Source organism: Pseudomonas sp. BF-RE-22 (genome assembly GCF_019956155.1).
Lineage (GTDB): Bacteria > Pseudomonadota > Gammaproteobacteria > Pseudomonadales > Pseudomonadaceae > Aquipseudomonas > Aquipseudomonas migulae.
On record NZ_JAHBDD010000018.1, the window covers coordinates 12,588 to 31,223 of the forward strand.

At 60.5% G+C, this 18,636-nt stretch carries 13 protein-coding genes; 12 read left to right on the plus strand and 1 reads right to left on the minus strand.

Annotated elements, in window-relative coordinates:
• Positions 1-129: 129 nt before the first annotated feature.
• The 3 genes from rpmE (at position 130) to KGA82_RS11460 (ending at position 2,624) form a co-directional block, all read left to right on the plus strand.
• Positions 130-348, plus strand: coding sequence for a 50S ribosomal protein L31 (rpmE, locus tag KGA82_RS11450; RefSeq protein ID WP_008025207.1), 219 nt, complete (start codon positions 130-132; stop codon positions 346-348).
• Positions 349-359: 11 nt separating this feature from the next.
• Positions 360-1,172, plus strand: a complete 813-nt coding sequence (locus KGA82_RS11455; RefSeq protein WP_223450380.1) for a thermonuclease family protein — start codon at positions 360-362, stop codon at positions 1,170-1,172.
• A 183-nt stretch (positions 1,173-1,355) separates the two neighbouring features.
• Entirely contained in the window at positions 1,356-2,624 is a 1,269-nt protein-coding gene (locus tag KGA82_RS11460) for a malic enzyme-like NAD(P)-binding protein (RefSeq protein ID WP_008025204.1), read from the plus strand.
• Between the two features lie 281 nt (positions 2,625-2,905).
• Here KGA82_RS11460 and KGA82_RS11465 read toward each other — a convergent pair whose 3' ends face one another.
• The gene (locus tag KGA82_RS11465; RefSeq protein ID WP_411737635.1) at positions 2,906-5,341 is read right to left on the minus strand and encodes a penicillin-binding protein 1A; all 2,436 of its coding nucleotides are present in this window, start codon (positions 5,339-5,341) and stop codon (positions 2,906-2,908) included.
• 218 nt (positions 5,342-5,559) lie between these two features.
• Here KGA82_RS11465 and KGA82_RS11470 point away from each other — a divergent pair, with 218 nt between their 5' ends.
• The 9 genes from KGA82_RS11470 (at position 5,560) to gltB (ending at position 18,627) form a co-directional block, all read left to right on the plus strand.
• Entirely contained in the window at positions 5,560-6,624 is a 1,065-nt protein-coding gene (locus KGA82_RS11470; protein ID WP_008041861.1) for a pilus assembly protein PilM, read from the plus strand.
• Positions 6,624-7,190, plus strand: a complete 567-nt coding sequence (locus tag KGA82_RS11475) for a PilN domain-containing protein (protein WP_008041859.1) — start codon at positions 6,624-6,626, stop codon at positions 7,188-7,190. The genes KGA82_RS11470 and KGA82_RS11475 overlap by 1 nt, the downstream gene beginning before the upstream one ends.
• Positions 7,187-7,810 carry a type 4a pilus biogenesis protein PilO gene (pilO, locus tag KGA82_RS11480; protein WP_223450383.1) on the plus strand — a complete coding sequence of 208 codons (624 nt, stop codon included), beginning with the start codon at positions 7,187-7,189 and terminating at the stop codon, positions 7,808-7,810. Before KGA82_RS11475 ends, pilO begins: the two co-directional genes overlap by 4 nt.
• Positions 7,807-8,334: a pilus assembly protein PilP gene (locus KGA82_RS11485; protein ID WP_008025197.1), complete on the plus strand. Its 528-nt coding sequence runs from the start codon at positions 7,807-7,809 to the stop codon at positions 8,332-8,334. The genes pilO and KGA82_RS11485 overlap by 4 nt, the downstream gene beginning before the upstream one ends.
• Before the next feature lie 13 nt (positions 8,335-8,347).
• Positions 8,348-10,432, plus strand: a complete 2,085-nt coding sequence (gene pilQ, locus KGA82_RS11490) for a type IV pilus secretin PilQ (protein ID WP_223450384.1) — start codon at positions 8,348-8,350, stop codon at positions 10,430-10,432.
• Between the two features lie 4 nt (positions 10,433-10,436).
• A complete protein-coding gene (gene aroK, locus KGA82_RS11495; RefSeq protein ID WP_032828585.1) occupies positions 10,437-10,955 on the plus strand; it encodes a shikimate kinase AroK in 519 nt (172 codons plus the stop codon).
• Between the two features lie 151 nt (positions 10,956-11,106).
• Complete coding sequence (gene aroB / locus KGA82_RS11500; protein WP_008041853.1) at positions 11,107-12,207, plus strand: 3-dehydroquinate synthase; 1,101 nt, start codon at positions 11,107-11,109, stop codon at positions 12,205-12,207.
• Between the two features lie 10 nt (positions 12,208-12,217).
• Complete coding sequence (locus tag KGA82_RS11505; protein ID WP_223414669.1) at positions 12,218-13,831, plus strand: AAA family ATPase; 1,614 nt, start codon at positions 12,218-12,220, stop codon at positions 13,829-13,831.
• A 350-nt stretch (positions 13,832-14,181) separates the two neighbouring features.
• Positions 14,182-18,627, plus strand: a complete 4,446-nt coding sequence (gene gltB / locus KGA82_RS11510) for a glutamate synthase large subunit (RefSeq protein WP_008025189.1) — start codon at positions 14,182-14,184, stop codon at positions 18,625-18,627.
• Positions 18,628-18,636: the final 9 nt, after the last annotated feature.

Consider the following 18,636-nt stretch of genomic DNA (forward strand, 5'->3'; position numbering starts at 1 on the left):
GAGCCTAGCAGACGGTCGGTCTCAGCGACAGCTTGCGTGATTGAGATTGTCTGGTAGAATCCGCGGCCTAATTACGTGCGGTATTCAACAATAGTGTTGGGTGGCGGCACGCAGCCTGAGGAAGACACCATGAAAGCTGATATCCATCCAGAATACCCAGCCATCGCTGTTACCTGCAGCTGTGGCAACAAGTTCGAAACCCGTTCGACCTTCGGCAAAGCCCTGGCGATCGACGTTTGCAACGAATGCCACCCGTTCTACACCGGTAAGCAAAAGACTCTGGACACTGGCGGCCGCGTTCAGCGCTTCGCAGACCGTTTCGGTGCTTTCGGCGCGAAAAAGGCCTAAGGCCAATCATTTTGGAAGGTCGTTCCGGCTTCTCCAGACTGATAAAAAAGGCGTCCCTTGCGGGCGCCTTTTTTGTGTCCGCGATTTGGCTTTCGGGCGCCCAGGCCTTCTGCCCGGTGCCGAGCGGGCTGACGTCGGTCGCGGTGCAACGGGTGGTGGATGGCGACACGCTGCGCCTGAGCGATGGCCGCAGCGTGCGCATGATCGGCTTGAATACGCCTGAGTTGGGCAAACAGGGCCGCTCCGACGAGCCGTTCGCCGTGGCGGCGCGCAAGCGCCTGGAAGCATTGGTGGCTGCCAGCGGCGGGCGGGTCGGTGTGCTGCCGGGTAAAGAGAACAAGGATCACTACGGTCGTACCCTTGCGCATCTTTATGGCGCCGAGGGTGCCAACCTCGAAGCGCAGATGCTCGCAGAAGGGCTCGGTTTCCAGGTGGCGGTCGCCCCGAATGTCGATCTGGTGGCCTGTCAGCAAGCAGCGGAACGCAGTGCGCGGCAAGCCGGGCTCGGTGTGTGGCGCCAGTCGCCTGTACTGAAAGCGGAGCAGATCAACACGTCCGGCTTCGCGGTGGTCAGTGGGCGTGTGAGCAAGGTTCAACGCAATCGCGGCGGTGTTTGGATCGAGTTGCAGGATTCTCTTGTACTGCGTGTTGCGCCCAATTTGCTGGGGCAATTTGATGGTGCGGCGCTGGAGCGCCTGAAAGGCAAGCAGGTCGAGGCCCGTGGCTGGGTCGTGGACCGTTCGCGCCGTGGCGGATTGCAAGCGGGGCAAGCGCGCTGGCTCCTTCCATTGACCGATCCGGCGATGTTGCAAGCGGCACCTTGATAAAAAAATTGTAGACATTTTTATTGTCGATTGTGAACAGTCTATCCCTTGTGTTCCGTGGCTCTTGGCCCAAAGTCGTAGGGCGGGGCGCTTGACAGGGGTGACTGGTCAGTCTTGTGGGGACTTTGCGAGGCGCGTATCCTCGCTGACCAGTCTGTCCAACAGTAAAAGCGGAATGCCCCCATGTCTGATCTGAAAACTGCCGCTCTCGAATATCACGCCCATCCTCGTCCAGGTAAGCTGAGTGTCGAGCTCACCAAGGCCACCGCTACCGCCCGCGACCTGTCGCTGGCCTACAGCCCCGGCGTAGCCGAACCAGTACGCGAAATCGCCCGCGATCCTGAACTGGCCTACAAATACACCGGTAAAGGCAACCTGGTTGCAGTCATTTCCGATGGCACCGCGATTCTGGGCCTGGGTAACCTCGGCCCATTGGCTTCCAAGCCAGTGATGGAAGGTAAGGGCGTGCTGTTCAAGCGCTTCGCCGGCATCGACGTTTTTGACATCGAAGTCGACTCCGAAAGCCCGCAAGCCTTCATCGACACCGTCAAGCGCATCTCCATCACCTTCGGTGGCATCAACCTGGAAGACATCAAGGCACCTGAGTGCTTTGAGATCGAACGCGCTCTGATCGAGCAGTGCGACATCCCGGTATTCCACGATGACCAGCACGGCACCGCAATCGTGACTGCCGCCGGCATGATCAACGCCCTGGAAATCGCTGGCAAAACCCTCGCCGACGCCAAGATCGTCTGCCTGGGTGCCGGTGCGGCCGCCATCTCCTGCATGAAATTGCTGGTGAGCATGGGCGCCAACATCGAAAACATTTACATGGTTGACCGTACCGGCGTGATCCACTCCGGCCGTGACGACCTGAACCAGTACAAGGCTGTCTTCGCTCACGCGACCGACAAGCGCACCCTGGCTGACGCCCTGCAAGGCGCAGACGTGTTCGTCGGCCTGTCCGGTCCGAACCTGCTGAGCGCTGAAGGCCTGCTGTCCATGGCGGCCAACCCGATCGTGTTCGCGTGCTCGAACCCGGATCCGGAAATCTCCCCGGAACTGGCACACGCCACCCGTAACGACGTGATCATGGCGACCGGCCGTTCGGACTACCCGAACCAGGTCAACAACGTACTGGGCTTCCCGTTCATCTTCCGTGGTGCCCTGGACGTTCGCGCCAAGCGCATCAACGAAGAAATGAAAGTGGCAGCAGCCAACGCCCTGCGTGAACTGGCCAAACTGCCGGTTCCTCAGGAAGTGTGCGACGCCTACGGCGGCATCAAGCTGGAATTCGGTCGTGAGTACATCATTCCGAAGCCAATGGACAAGCGTCTGATCACCCTGATCTCCGATGCCGTGGCCAAGGCTGCAATCGAGACCGGCGTGGCAACCCTGCCGTATCCGAAGAACTACCCGCTGAAAAGCGTGGATGATGTGTTCAACGGCTAAGCCGTTGTAACGCTTCAACCGAAGCCCCGGTTCTTGTGAGCCGGGGTTTTTTATTGTCTGTGGTTTGTGTGTTGCCTGTGCGGGCCTCTTCGCGGGCAAGTCGGATCGCCGCACCGCTCGCTCCTACGGGTTTTGTGTTGTACGCAGTTTTCGCGACCGGCACAAAACCCGTAGGAGCGAGGCTTGCCCGCGAAGAGGCCGGGTAATACAACCCATAAATCGCAGACAACAAAAAGCCCCGCACTTCTCTCGAAGGCGGGGCTTTTCGGGTGGTGCTGCGATCAGAACAAATCGATCGGCGCCGCTTCATCCGCTGGCAGCGGGCTGCCCGGCGCATTGCCGTTGCCCAGCTCATTCACCGACGGTGGCGTATCTTCGGCCTTGAACAGTTCGAAGTACGCTCCAGGCGTGCCTGGGGTGGCTGCCCGGCCGCTGATCGGGTCAACCCGCAGGCTGAGGATGCCTTCCGGTTCCGGTTGCGTGTGTGGCGGCTTGTCTTTGAGCGCGGCGCCCATGTAGTTCATCCAGATCGGCAGGGCAACGGTGCCGCCGAACTCGCGTTTGCCCAGGCTTTCCGGTTGGTCGAAACCGGTCCAGACGGTGGTCACGTAATCGGCGTTGTAGCCCGAGAACCAGGCATCCTTCGATTCGTTGGTCGTACCGGTTTTGCCTGCAATGTCGGGGCGCCCCAAGGCCAGTGCGCGACGGCCGGTGCCGAGTTTGATCACGTCCTCGAGCATGCTGTTGAGGATGTAAGTGGTGCGACCATCGACAATGCGTTCGGCCACGGCCGGCGCCTGAGGTGTTGGCAGACCCGGAGCTTCGCCCGGTGTCGCATTGACCGTAAAGGCCTCGGCGGTCGGCGCGGCGATGCCGTCGGTGGCCACATCGCCTTTCGGCACGCTTGGCGGATTGGCGACGAACAACGTGTCGCCGTTGCGGCTTTCGATCTTGTCGATGATGTACGGGGTGATCTTGAAGCCGCCGTTGGCGAACGTGCTCCAGCCGGTGGCGATTTCCATTGGCGTCAGGGTCGCGGTGCCCAGGGCGAGCGACAGGTTGCGCGGCAGGTCCTGCTTGTTGAAGCCGAACTTGCTGATGTAGTCGATGGTGCGATCGACGCCCAGCGCCTGCACCAGGCGGATCGACACCAGGTTGCGCGACTTGTACAGCCCTTCACGCAGGCGGATCGGGCCGAGGAAGGTGTTGGTGTCGTTCTTCGGACGCCAGACCTTGTCCAGGTACTCGTCGACGAACACGATCGGTGCGTCGTTCACCAGGCTGGCGGCGGTGTAGCCGTTATCCAGCGCGGCGCTGTAAACGAACGGTTTGAAGCTTGAGCCCGGCTGGCGCTTGGCCTGCAGGGCACGGTTGTAGTTGCTCTGCTCGAAGGCGAAACCGCCGACCAGCGAGCGAATCGCGCCGTTCTGCGGATCAAGGGAGACCAGTGCGCCCTGAGCTTGCGGGATCTGGCTGAATTTCAGCGAATTGTCCGGCTGACGCTGCACGCGAATCAGATCACCGACCTGAGCCACATCCGCGGGCTGCTTCGGATTGGCGCCCATGCTGTTGGTGTTCAGGAACGGCCGCGCCCATTTCATGCTGTCCCAGCCGATGTGTTCATCGCCGGTACGGGTCAGCACTTGCAGGCCGTTCTTCTCGACCTGCGTGACGATGGCCGGCTCAAGGCCGCTGATGGTGCGCTGCTTGGTCAACTCGGAGATCCAGGCCTCGCGGGTCTTGCCCGGCAGGCGCGACTCGGGACCGCGATAGCCGTGACGCTGATCGTAGGTCATCAGGCCTTCGTGGACGGCCGTGTTGGCCATTTCCTGCAGGTTGCTCGGCACGGTGGTCGTGACGCGGAAACCTTCGGTGTAGGCATCGCTGCCGTAGCGGCCGACCATTTCGGCGCGGGCCATTTCAGCAATGTACGGCGCGTTCACTTCCGGGGTTGGCACGTGATAGCTGGCGTTCAGCGGCTCGTTGATCGCGGCGGTGTAATCGCTCTCGGTGATCTTGCCGAGCTTGTACATGCGGCCAAGGATCCAGTCGCGACGTTCCTTGCTGCGAGCCGGATTGGCCAGCGGGTTGAAGCGCGACGGAGCTTTCGGCAGGCCGGCGATCATCGCCATCTGCGCCAGGCTGACGTCACGAATCGACTTGCCGTAGTAAACCTGCGCCGCGGCCTCGATGCCGTAGGCGCGGTTGCCCAGGTAGATCTTGTTGACGTACAGCTCGAGGATCTCGTCCTTGGTCAGCTGCCGTTCGATCTGCAGGGCCAGGAGGATTTCAGTGGTCTTGCGCGAGAAGCTGCGTTCGCTGGTCAGGAAGAAGTTCTTCGCCACCTGCATGGTGATGGTGCTGCCGCCGGACTGGATGTGTCCGCTTTTGACCAATTGGGTGGCGGCACGCATCAGGCTGCTGGGATCGACGCCGTAGTGGTTGGCGAAATTGTCGTCTTCAGCACTTAGTAACGCATTAATGAAATTGGGGGGAATGTCGGCGAAACGGATCGGTGTACGGCGCATTTCGCCAAACTCTGCGATCAACTTGTTGTCGCTGCTGTAGACGCGCAATGGAATCTGCAACTGGATGCTTCGCAGAGCCTCCACAGAGGGTAATCCCGGACTAAGGTAAAGAAACGCGCCGCTCAGACCAAGGAGCAGTCCGCAGAAAACGGCGACGATGGACCAACCGAAGAATTTCAGCAGACGAATCAAGGCTTTGGGATATCCAGGGCAAAGAATGAATTAGGCAGCAGGGTTCAGATAAACAGGGAACGACCCGCGCTTGCAGTAAAAACCGGAAAAAAACGCTGGGCATTATAAGCATTTTTACGTCGAGGGCGTCATTTGCGCTGCTGTCAAGACGGGTGGTTTGAACGCAACGGACATTACAGAGTCCGTAAGACACGGATAGTCATAGGGAATTGGTAGTGCTAGGACTCTTCAATAAAAAAGCCAATACGCTTTTGGGGATCGACATCAGCTCCACGTCGGTGAAACTTCTGGAGTTAAGCCGCCAGGGCGACCGCTATCGGGTCGAGGCTTATGCGGTAGAACCGCTACCCGCCAACGCGGTGGTCGAGAAAAATATCGCCGAGCTCGAAGGCGTGGGTCAGGCCCTTTCACGCGTGCTGCTCAAGGCCAGAACCAGCCTCAAGAATGTGGCCGTAGCCGTGGCCGGTTCTGCCGTCATCACCAAAACCATCGAAATGGATGCGGGTCTTTCCGACGACGAGCTGGAAAACCAGCTGAAGATCGAGGCCGATCAGTACATCCCTTATCCACTGGACGAAGTCGCCATCGACTTTGAAGTACAGGGCGTATCGGCACGCAACCCGGAACGGGTCAGTGTGCTGCTGGCAGCGTGTCGCAAGGAAAACGTCGAAGTCCGTGAAGCGGCGCTCGCACTGGCCGGCCTGACGGCGCGCGTGGTCGATGTCGAGGCTTACGCGCTGGAACGCTCCTTCGGCCTGCTGACCGGGCATCTGGCGGCGTCTCGCGAGGATCTGACGGTCGCCGTGGTCGACATCGGCGCGACCATGACCACCCTGAGCGTGCTGCGCAACGGGAAAATTATCTACACACGCGAACAGTTGTTCGGCGGTCGTCAACTGACGGAAGAAATCCAGCGGCGTTATGGCCTGACCGTTGAGCAAGCGGGGCTGGCAAAGAAGCAGGGCGGTTTGCCGGACGATTACGTCAGCGAAGTGTTGCAGCCCTTCCGAGATGCGCTGGTGCAGCAAGTGTCTCGTTCGTTGCAGTTTTTCTTCGCTTCCGGCCAGTACACCTCGGTCGACCATATCCTGTTGGCTGGCGGCACCGCTTCGGTTCCGGGGTTGGACCGATTGATCGAGGAGCGACTGGGCACTTCGACGCAAGTGGCCAATCCATTCTCCGACATGACCCTGGGCAGCAAGGTCAACGCCGGTGCCCTGGCCAGCGACGCGCCGGCGCTGATGATCGCCTGCGGGTTAGCCCTCAGGAGCTTCGACTGATGGCGCGGATCAACCTTTTACCTTGGCGCGAAGAGCTGCGGGACGCACGCCGCAAACGCTTTTTGCTGGCGCTGGTCGGCGTGCTGGTGGGCGCTGTGGCAGTGGTGCTGGTCGCGGATCGGGCCATCAACGGCGCCATCGACCGACAGGTCGCCCGAAACGATTACATCGGTAAACAGATTGCGGTGGTCGACGAACGGATCAAACAGATCAGCGACCTCAAGGCCCGGCGTCAGCAACTGGTCGAACGCATGCGCATCATTCAGGACCTGCAAGGCAATCGTCCGATCAGCGGGCGGATCTTCGATCAGTTGGCGCGAACCCTGCCGGACGGGGTCTATTTCACCGAGGTGAAAATGGAAGGTAAAACCCTGTCCATCACCGGCGCGGCAGAATCCAATAACCGAGTTTCCGACTTGATGCGCAATCTGGATGCATCGGACTGGTTCGATGCGCCCACCTTGACAGAGGTCAAGGCGACCACCGCAGGCCAACTGGATCAGGCCAACGTCTTTCAGTTGACCGTGCGCCAGACCCAGCCTGCTGCCGTGGAGGCCGTTCAATGAAGCCGGCCGAATGGATCGAAGGGCTGCGCAAGATCGACATCAACGATCTGGACACCAACAACATGGGGTCCTGGCCGCCCGCCATCAAGGCGCTGGCGGGTCTTCTATTGATGATTCTGGTGTTGGCGTTGGGCTACAGCTTTTCCATCAGTGACCTTGAGAGCCAGCTTGAACTCAAGCGCGAGGAAGAGTCGACCCTCAAGGAGCAATTCGCCACCAAGGCCCACATGGCGGCGAATCTTGAGCTGTACACCCAGCAGATGAAGGAAATGGAGAACTCCTTCGGCGTACTCCTGCGGCAACTGCCTAGCGACACTGAAGTGCCCGGTCTGCTGGAGGACATCACCCGTACCGGCCTCGGAAGCGGGCTGGAGTTTGAAGAGATCAAACTGCTGCCAGAGGTGACCCAGCCTTTCTACATCGAACTGCCGATCCAGATCACCGTCACCGGTGCCTATCATGACCTCGCCACGTTCGTCAGTGGCGTGGCGGGGCTGCCACGGATCGTCACCCTGCATGATTTCGACCTTGCCCCGGCCAACCCCGAAGGCGGCGCTAAATTGCGCATGAGCATCCTCGCCAAGACTTACCGCTACAACGACAAGGGGCTGCAAAAATGAGCCCGGTTCGTATTTTTCCGATGATCGGGATGTTGGCCGCCCTGGCCGGTTGTGATGGCAGCAATGACTTCAGTGATCTCGACGCTTACATGAACGAAATGCGTCTGCGTGCGCCCGGCAGAATTGAACCAACGCCGACATTCCGGTCTTACCCAACGTTCACCTACAGCGCGGCTAACTTGCGAAGCCCGTTTTCCCGGCAGCTCAGAGTTGATCTGGCGGGCCAAAAACATGGCGCACGCAATGTCAAACCAGACCCCAGCCGGGTCAAGCAGTACCTCGAAGGTTTCAACATCGAGCAGTTTGAAATGGTCGGCACGATCTCCAATGCGGCGGGCTCCTTTGCGCTGTTGCGCGGGGCGGGCGGTGTGCATCGGCTGAAAGTCGGCGATTACCTGGGGCGCAACGATGGCCGAATCGTCGCCATCAGCGGCTCGCAAGTCGATGTGGTCGAAATCGTTCCTGACGGCGAAGGCGCCTGGCTGGAGCGGCCACGGACTATCCCTTTGAAAGAGCACTCATAGTGGAACTCGAATAATGAACAGGATTTTCGCAACCTTCGGTATTTCGCTATGGATAGCGTTGCTGTCGCCGATGGTACAAGCGGCCAACCTCAAGGCGCTGGATGTTGCCGCGCTGCCGGGAGACCGCGTCGAGTTGAAGTTGTCATTCGATGGCGCGCCGCCGGCGCCCCACGGTTACACGACGGAGCAGCCTGCGCGGATTGCGCTGGATCTGCCTGGCGTGGTCAGCCAGTTGGCGAGCAAGACCCGTGATCTTGGCGGCGGCAACGCCCGCAGCGCCACGGTGGTGGAAGCCAAGGACCGCACGCGGCTGATCATCAACCTGACTCAATTGACCCCGTACACCGCACGGGTCGAAGGCAACAACCTGTTCGTTGTGGTCGGGCGGGGAGGCAGTAACGCTGCCGCGCCTGCCGCCAGGCCTTCGCGGGTCGCCACGGCAACTGCGGCGCCGGCCAAGGCTTATGCGCCGGCGAGCAAGGCCATTCGCGGCGTGGATTTCCAGCGTGGAACCCAGGGCGAAGGCAACGTGGTCATCGACCTGTCGGACCCTTTCATCGCCCCGGACATTCAGGAGCGCGATGGCAAAATCGTCCTTAATTTTTCCAGAACCCAATTACCAGAACCTCTGCGAGTGCGCCTGGACGTCAAGGATTTCGCCACGCCGGTGCAGTTCGTCAACGCCAGTGCCACCGGTGATCGGGCGACCATCAGCATCGAGCCCAGCGGCGCCTTCGATTACTCGACCTACCAGACCGACAACAAGCTCACCGTCAGCATTCGCCCGATGACCGTCGATGACCTGCAAAAGCGCAACGCCGAACGTTTTGCCTACACCGGTGAAAAGCTCTCGCTGAACTTCCAGGACATTGACGTGCGCTCGGTGCTGCAACTGATCGCCGATTTCACCAACCTCAATCTGGTGGCCAGCGACACGGTGCAGGGCGGCATCACCTTGCGTCTGCAAAACGTGCCATGGGATCAGGCGCTGGACCTGGTGCTGAAAACCAAGGGGCTGGACAAGCGCAAGATCGGCAACGTGTTGCTGGTGGCGCCGGCCGACGAGATTGCCGCGCGCGAACGTCAGGAGCTGGAATCGCAGAAGCAGATTGCCGATCTGGCGCCATTGCGTCGTGAGCTGCTGCAGGTCAATTACGCCAAGGCGGCGGATATCGCCAAGCTGTTCACGTCGGTGACCAGTGCCGAGGCGAAAGTGGATGAGCGGGGTTCGATCACTGTCGATGACCGGACCAACAACATCATTGCCTATCAGACCCAGGATCGCCTCGACGAACTTCGCCGGATCGTCGCGCAACTGGACATCCCGGTGCGTCAGGTGATGATCGAGGCGCGAATCGTCGAAGCCAACGTCGACTACGACAAAAGCCTCGGCGTGCGCTGGGGTGGTTCGTTGCAGAACAAGGGCAACTGGAACACGTCCGGGGTCAGCAACGGCGCCGATGCTTCGTCGACCATCGGCACGCCTGGCAGCACCAGTACCAACTCGCCGTTCGTCGATATGGGCGCCGCCGCCAATACCTCGGGGCTCGGTATCGCCTTCATCACCGACAATGTGCTGCTGGATCTTGAACTGACCGCCATGGAGAAGACCGGCAACGGCGAAATCGTCTCACAGCCCAAAGTGGTCACGTCCGACAAGGAAACCGCAAAAATCCTCAAAGGTACCGAGATCCCGTACCAGGAAGCCAGCTCCAGCGGCGCCACATCGGTGTCCTTCAAAGAGGCCTCGCTGTCGCTGGAAGTGACGCCGCAGATCACCCCGGACAACCGGATCATCATGGAGGTCAAGGTCACCAAGGACGAACCGGACTACCTGAACAAGGTCCAGGATGTACCGCCGATCAAGAAAAACGAGGTCAACGCCAAGGTCCTGGTCAATGACGGCGAGACCATCGTAATCGGTGGCGTTTTCTCAAATACTCAGAGCAAGGTTGTAGATAAGGTGCCATTTCTCGGCGATGTGCCGTATCTTGGCCGCCTTTTCCGGCGTGACGTGGTTTCGGAGAAAAAATCCGAGCTGCTGGTATTTCTCACTCCGCGTATCATGAACAACCAGGCGATTGCTGTGAGTCATTGATTCTGTGCGAAATTTGATTCTTGTTGGACCGATGGGGGCTGGAAAAAGCACCATCGGCCGGTTGCTGGCCAAAGAGCTGCGCCTGCCATTCAAAGATTCCGATAAGGAAATTGAATTGCGCACGGGCGCCAATATCCCATGGATCTTCGATAAGGAAGGCGAACCGGGCTTTCGTGACCGCGAGCAGGCGATGATTGCCGAGCTGTGCGATTGCGACGGCGTGGTGCTGGCGACCGGCGGCGGTGCAGTCATGCGCGAAGCCAATCGTCGGGCGCTGCGTGCCGGTGGTCGGGTGGTTTATCTGCACGCTTCCGTGGAGCAGCAGGTCGGCCGCACTGCCCGCGACCGCAATCGGCCACTGTTGCGTACTGCCGACCCGGCCAAGACCCTTCGGGATCTGCTGGAGTTGCGCGACCCGCTTTATCGGGAAATCGCCGACCTGGTGGTTGAAACGGATGAGCGGCCGCCGCGTATGGTGGTGCTCGATATTCTCGAGCGCTTGCAGCAGCTGCCTCCCCGTTAAAGCGCAGCGCGAAATGCGCTATCCTCGGCGTCCTGCCACGACCGCTCAAGGTTGTGGCGGATGGCTACCGAACGGCGTCACACCATCAGATGCCCTGGATACTCGATAACTCAAGGCGGGATGCCTGATTTCATCTTCACTGTGGGGACACATGCAGACACTCAAGGTCGATCTAGGCGAGCGCAGCTACCCGATTCATATTGGCGAAGGTTTGTTGGATCAGCCTGAGCTGCTGGCCCCGCATATTCGCGGACGGCAAGTGGCGATCATCTCCAACGAAACCGTTGCGCCGCTCTATCTTGAACGTCTGACCCGCAGCCTTGCACAGTATTCGGTGATTTCCGTGGTGCTGCCCGACGGCGAAGCCTTCAAGACCTGGGAAACCCTGCAACTGATTTTCGACGGCTTGCTGACCGCACGACACGACCGTCGCACGACCGTGATCGCCCTCGGTGGCGGCGTGATTGGCGACATGGCCGGTTTTGCCGCCGCCTGTTACCAGCGTGGCGTCGATTTCATCCAGGTTCCAACCACTCTGTTGTCGCAAGTCGATTCCTCGGTGGGCGGCAAGACCGGGATCAATCATCCGCTGGGCAAAAACATGGTCGGCGCGTTCTATCAGCCGAACGTGGTGCTGATCGATACCGCCTCCCTCAATACCCTGCCGGCCCGCGAGTTGTCCGCCGGGCTTGCTGAAGTCATCAAATACGGCTTGATCTGCGACGAGCCCTTCCTGACCTGGCTCGAAGAAAACGTCGATCGCCTGCGCGCCCTGGACCAGGTCGCCCTGACCTATGCCATCGAGCGCTCCTGCGCGGCGAAGGCAGCGGTGGTCGGCGCCGATGAAAAGGAAACCGGCGTTCGCGCCACGTTGAACCTGGGCCACACGTTCGGCCACGCCATCGAAACCCACATGGGCTATGGTGTCTGGCTGCATGGTGAAGCGGTCGCTGCCGGTACGGTAATGGCGTTGGAAATGTCCACGCGTCTGGGCTGGATCAGTGAGCAAGAGCGTGATCGCGGCATTCGCCTGTTCCAGCGTGCCGGCCTGCCGGTCATCCCGCCTGAAGAGATGACTGAAGCCGATTTTCTCGAACATATGGCAATTGACAAGAAAGTGATCGACGGTCGTTTGCGCCTGGTGCTGCTGCGCCACATGGGCGAAGCAGTGGTGACCGACGATTATCCGAAAGAGGTTCTACAGGCCACGCTGGGAGCGGATTACCGCGCCCTGGCTCAGCTTAAAGGTTAATAAGATCCCGATGACTAGTTTGCACGCCGACGAGGCTTTCCTCGGCCATTACCAGTTGAGTCATGACCCTTTTGCTCCACGGGTGCCTGGCTTCAAATTCTTCCCGGCCCAGCGCAAACCTGTGCTGGGTCAGCTGCACCACCTGGCCCGTTACAGCCAGTTGCTGCTGGTGGTCACCGGCCCGCAAGGCAGTGGCAAGACCCTGTTGCGTCAGGCTCTGGTGGCCAGCACCAATAAACAGTCCGTTCAAAGCGTGGTGGTTTCCGCCCGTGGCGCCGGTGATGCGGCGGGCGTGCTGCGTCAGGTGGCTCAGGCGCTGAACGTTGCCGAGGCCGAGACCGGCGCGATTCTGGCTCAGGTCGTGCAGCTCGCGCTGACCGGTCAGGAAGTCTATTTGCTGGTGGACGACGCCGAGCAGCTCGACGAGTCCGCGCTCGAAGCCTTGATGGAGCTGGCCGCCGGTGCGCCGGAAGGCCGCCCGCACGTGTTCCTGTTCGGCGAATCCTCGCTGATCGCTCAACTTGAGGCGCTGAGCCTTGAAGAAGAGCGCTTCCACGTCATCGAGCTGCAGCCTTACACCGAAGAAGAAACCCGCGAATATCTGGACCAGCGGCTCGAAGGTGCTGGGCGGGGTATCGAACTTTTCACCGCAGAACAGATCTCTGATATTCACGAAAGCTCCGACGGCTGGCCTGGCAACATCAACCAGGTTGCCCGCGATGCAATGATCGAAGCCATGATTGCCAGCCGCTCAGCGGTCAAGCGTCCAAGTATGGGGTTCAACATGCCGAAGAAACACGTATTGGCGATTTCCGCCGTCGTCGTGGTCGCGGTAGCCGCCGCCTGGTTGATGCCGGGTCGCAGCAAAGCACCGACCACCGGCGCACCTGCCAACGAACAGGCGCAACTGCCGCTCGGCCAGGGCACGCCACAACCTAACAGCGGCGGCGCACCTGCCGTGGAATTCGCCGGTAATTCGCAACCGATGCCATTGCCGTTGGTCGGCAACTCGCAGCCGGTCATGCGTGGCCCGCTGGCTGAAGCCGCCGGTGGCATCACCGAGGGCGACGATGGCGTGCCGGTAGAGGGTTCCAGCGCTACACCGCCGACCGTAACCACCATCGCGCCTCCTGCGGGCATCCAGGCCGGTCCTGCGCCGACGCCAGCCGCCAAGCCTACGCCTGCGCCTGCACCAGCGCCGACTCAGGTCGCGACGGCCAAGCCGGTTCCGACGGCGCCTGCAGTGAAGCCGGCACCAGCGCCTGCGCCAGCCAAGCCAGCGGCCGTCGCAACCGCCAAGCCTGCCGAGAAACCAGCGGCTGCGGCCAAGGCTGCCGGCGGCACCTGGTACGCCGGTCAGGCTCCGGGTAACTACGTGGTGCAGATCCTCGGCACCAGCTCCGAGGCGACCGCGCAAAACTTCGTGAAAGAGCAGGGCGGCGAGTACCGTTATTTCAAGAAAGTCCTCAACGGCAAGCCGCTTTACGTCATCACTTACGGTAACTTCGCCAACCGCGATGCAGCCGTTACCGCCATCAAGGCCTTGCCAGCGAAGGTTCAGGCTGGTAAACCTTGGCCTCGCACTGTCGCCAGCGTCCAACAGGAACTGGCAACAACTCGCTGAAGATTCGGCGGCCTTACCCAGGCCGCCTCTCCCGGCACCTCAAAATTTCTACAAGCGCATGCCGCCTCTACAGGCCGCGTGCCTTGTGGTGTCTGCGTCACAGTAGTCTTTGAGTCGTTGCAGTCAAAATTAAAAAAGTTTTGACTAGCACAGCAGATCGCTTTAAACCTTTCACAAATGCGACATAGATTTGCGACATTTCGTCGTCAAATTTGTGAGCCTCTGTGTCGGTGTGTACAATGACCTCCCTTTTGCCCCCGCAAAGCTGGCGTACGTTCGGCGCGGATGGTAAGTGGTTGAATTGAAAAGAAATTTGCCTCGATAAGAGGCAGCCTGGTGAGAAAGTGTCTATGAAAGCAGGTCTGTACCAACCAGATGAATTCAAGGATAACTGCGGTTTCGGCCTGATAGCCCATATGCAGGGCGAGCCCAGTCATACCCTTTTGCAAACGGCCATCGAGGCCCTGACCTGCATGACCCACCGCGGTGGGATCAACGCCGACGGCAAGACCGGTGACGGTTGCGGTCTGCTGATTCAAAAGCCGGACGTGTTCCTGCGAGCCATCGCCCAGGAAACCTTCGGCGTCGAACTGCCCAAGCAATATGCGGTGGGCATGGTCTTCTTCAACCAGGACCCGGTCAAAGCCGAAGCCGCTCGCGAGAACATGAACCGCGAGATCCTGGCCGAAGGCCTGACCCTGGTCGGCTGGCGCAAAGTGCCGATCGACACCAGCGTCCTCGGCCGCCTGGCCCTTGAGCGCCTGCCGCAGATCGAGCAGGTCTACATCGGCGGTGAAGGCCTGAGCGATCAGGACATGGCGATCAAGCTGTTCAGCGCCCGTCGTCGCTCGTCCGTGGCCAACGCCGCCGACGTCGATCACTACATCTGCAGCTTTTCGCACAAGACCATCATCTACAAAGGCCTGATGATGCCGGCGGATTTGACCGCCTTCTATCCAGACCTCAGCGATCAGCGCCTGCAAACCTCGATTTGCGTGTTCCACCAGCGCTTTTCCACCAACACCCTGCCGAAATGGCCGCTGGCCCAGCCATTCCGCTTCCTCGCCCACAACGGCGAGATCAACACCATCACCGGCAACCGCAACTGGGCCCAGGCCCGTCGCACCAAGTTCACCAACGATCTGATGGATCTGGAAGAACTCGGCCCGCTGGTGAACCGCGTCGGTTCCGACTCCTCCAGCATGGACAACATGCTCGAGCTGATGGTCACCGGTGGCATCGACCTGTTCCGTGGCGTGCGGATGATCATTCCGCCTGCGTGGCAGAACGTCGAAACCATGGACCCGGACCTGCGTGCGTTCTACGAATACAACTCGATGCACATGGAGCCGTGGGACGGCCCGGCCGGCGTGGTAATGACCGACGGTCGTTACGCGGTGTGCCTGCTCGACCGTAACGGTCTGCGTCCGGCGCGTTGGGTCACCACCAAGAATGGTTTCATCACCCTGGCGTCCGAAATCGGTGTCTGGAACTACCAGCCTGAAGACGTGATCGCCAAGGGCCGCGTTGGCCCGGGCCAGATCTTTGCCGTGGACACCGAGACCGGTCAGATCCTCGACACCGACGCGATCGACAACCGTCTGAAATCCCGTCATCCATACAAGCAATGGCTGCGCAAGAATGCCCTGCGCATCCAGGCGACCATGGAAGACAACGACCACGGTTCGGCGTTCTACGATGTCGATCAGCTCAAGCAATACATGAAGATGTATCAGGTCACGTTCGAAGAGCGCGACCAGGTGCTGCGTCCGCTCGGCGAGCAAGGCTACGAAGCCGTTGGCTCCATGGGCGACGATACGCCGATGGCCGTGCTGTCCCAGCGCGTGCGCACGCCGTACGACTATTTCCGCCAGCAGTTCGCGCAGGTGACCAACCCGCCGATCGACCCGCTGCGTGAAGCCATCGTCATGTCGCTGGAGATCTGCCTTGGTGCCGAGCGCAACATCTTCCAGGAGTCGCCGGAACACGCCTCGCGCGTAATCCTCAGCTCGCCGGTCATTTCCCCGGCCAAGTGGCGCTCGCTGATGAACCTCGATCGTCCGGGCTTCGAGCGCGCGATCATCGACCTCAACTACGACGAAAGCGTCGGCCTCGAAGCTGCCGTGCGCAACGTCGCCGATCAGGCTGAAGAAGCCGTTCGCGCCGGTCGCACCCAGATCGTCCTGAGCGACCGTCACATTGCACCGGGCAAGTTGCCGATCCACGCTTCCCTGGCCACCGGCGCGGTACACCACCGCCTGACCGAAAAAGGCCTGCGTTGCGACTCCAACATCCTGGTGGAAACCGCCACCGCACGCGACCCGCACCACTTTGCGGTGTTGATCGGCTTCGGCGCCTCGGCGGTCTATCCGTTCCTGGCTTATGAAGTGCTGGGCGACCTGATCCGTACCGGTGAAGTGCTGGGCGACCTCTATGAGGTGTTCAAGAACTACCGCAAAGGCATCACCAAAGGGTTGCTGAAGATCCTGTCGAAGATGGGTATCTCGACCATCGCCTCGTACCGTGGTGCACAGCTGTTCGAAGCGATCGGCCTGTCCGAGGAAGTCTGCGACCTGAGCTTCCGTGGCGTGCCGAGCCGCATCAAGGGCGCACGTTTCGTCGACATCGAAGCCGAGCAGAAAGCCCTCGCCGCCGAAGCCTGGAGCCCGCGCAAGCCGATCCAGCAAGGCGGTCTGCTGAAGTTCGTCCACGGTGGCGAATATCACGCCTACAACCCGGACGTGGTCAACACCCTGCAAGCCGCTGTGCAGCAGGGCGACTACAGCAAGTTCAAGGAATACACGTCGCTGGTGGACAACCGTCCGGTGTCGATGATCCGCGACCTGTTCAACGTCAAGACGCTGGCCACGCCGCTGGACATCAGCGAGATCGAACCGCTGGAATCGGTGCTCAAGCGCTTTGACTCCGCCGGCATTTCGCTTGGCGCACTGTCGCCGGAAGCTCACGAAGCCCTGGCCGAAGCCATGAACCGCCTCGGTGCGCGTTCCAACTCCGGCGAAGGCGGCGAAGACCCGGCGCGCTACGGCACCATCAAGAGCTCGAAAATCAAGCAAGTCGCGACTGGCCGTTTCGGTGTCACCCCGGAATACCTGGTCAACGCTGAGGTGCTGCAGATCAAGGTTGCCCAGGGCGCCAAGCCCGGCGAAGGCGGTCAACTGCCAGGCGGCAAGGTCAACGGTCTGATCGCCAAGCTGCGTTACGCAGTGCCGGGCGTGACCCTGATTTCTCCGCCACCGCACCACGACATCTATTCGATCGAAGACTTGTCGCAGCTGATTTTCGACCTGAAACAAGTCAACCCGAAGGCCCTGGTCTCGGTGAAACTGGTAGCAGAAGCGGGCGTCGGTACCATCGCCGCCGGTGTGGCCAAGGCCTACGCGGACTTGATCACCATCTCCGGCTACGACGGCGGCACCGGCGCATCGCCGCTGACCTCGATCAAATACGCGGGCGCTCCGTGGGAACTCGGCCTGGCCGAAACCCACCAGACCCTGCGTGGCAACGACCTGCGCGGCAAAGTCCGGGTACAGACCGACGGCGGCCTGAAAACCGGCCTCGACGTGATCAAGGCGGCCATCCTCGGCGCTGAAAGCTTCGGTTTCGGCACCGCGCCAATGATCGCGCTGGGTTGCAAATACCTGCGTATCTGCCACCTGAACAACTGCGCCACCGGCGTCGCGACTCAGAACGAGAAGCTGCGCAAGGATCACTACATCGGCACCGTCGACATGGTGGTGAATTTCTTCACCTACGTCGCCGAAGAAACCCGTGAGTGGCTGGCCAAGCTGGGCGTGCGCTCCCTCGAAGAGCTGATCGGTCGCACCGATCTGCTGGAAGTCCTCGAAGGCCAGACCGCCAAGCAGAACCACCTGGACCTGACCCCGTTGCTGGGCAGCGATCACATCCCGGCAGACAAGCCTCAGTTCTGCCAGGTCGACCGCAACCCGCCGTTCGACAAAGGCCTGCTGGCCGAGAAAATGATCGATATGGCCACCTCGGCCATCAACGACATGAGCGGCGCCGAGTTCGCGCTGGATATCTGCAACTGCGACCGTTCGATCGGCGCGCGGATCTCCGGTGAAATCGCGCGCAAGCACGGCAACCAAGGCATGGCGAACGCGCCGATCACCTTCCGCTTCAAAGGGACGGCCGGTCAGAGCTTCGGTGTGTGGAACGCCGGCGGTTTGAACATGTACCTGGAAGGCGATGCCAACGACTACGTCGGCAAAGGCATGACCGGTGGCAAACTGGTCATCGTTCCGCCGAAGGGCAGCGCCTACAAGACGCAGGACAGTGCCATCATCGGCAACACCTGCCTGTACGGCGCCACCGGCGGCAAGTTGTTCGCTGCCGGCACTGCGGGCGAGCGTTTCGCAGTGCGTAACTCCGGTGCTCACACCGTGGTGGAAGGCACTGGCGATCACTGCTGCGAGTACATGACCGGTGGTTTCGTCTGCGTCCTGGGCAAAACCGGTTACAACTTCGGCTCGGGCATGACCGGCGGTTTCGCCTACGTGCTCGACCAGGACAACACCTTCGTTGACCGGGTCAACCACGAACTGGTGGAAATCCAGCGGATCAGCGGCGAAGCGATGGAAGCCTACCGTAGCCACCTGCAACGCGTGCTGAACGAGTACGTCGAGGAAACCGACAGCGAGTGGGGTCGTGAACTCGCAGAAAACCTCGATGACTACCTGCGCCGTTTCTGGTTGGTCAAGCCCAAGGCTGCCAGCTTGAAAACGTTGCTTTCCAGCACCCGTGCCAACCCGCAGTGATATGCGCCT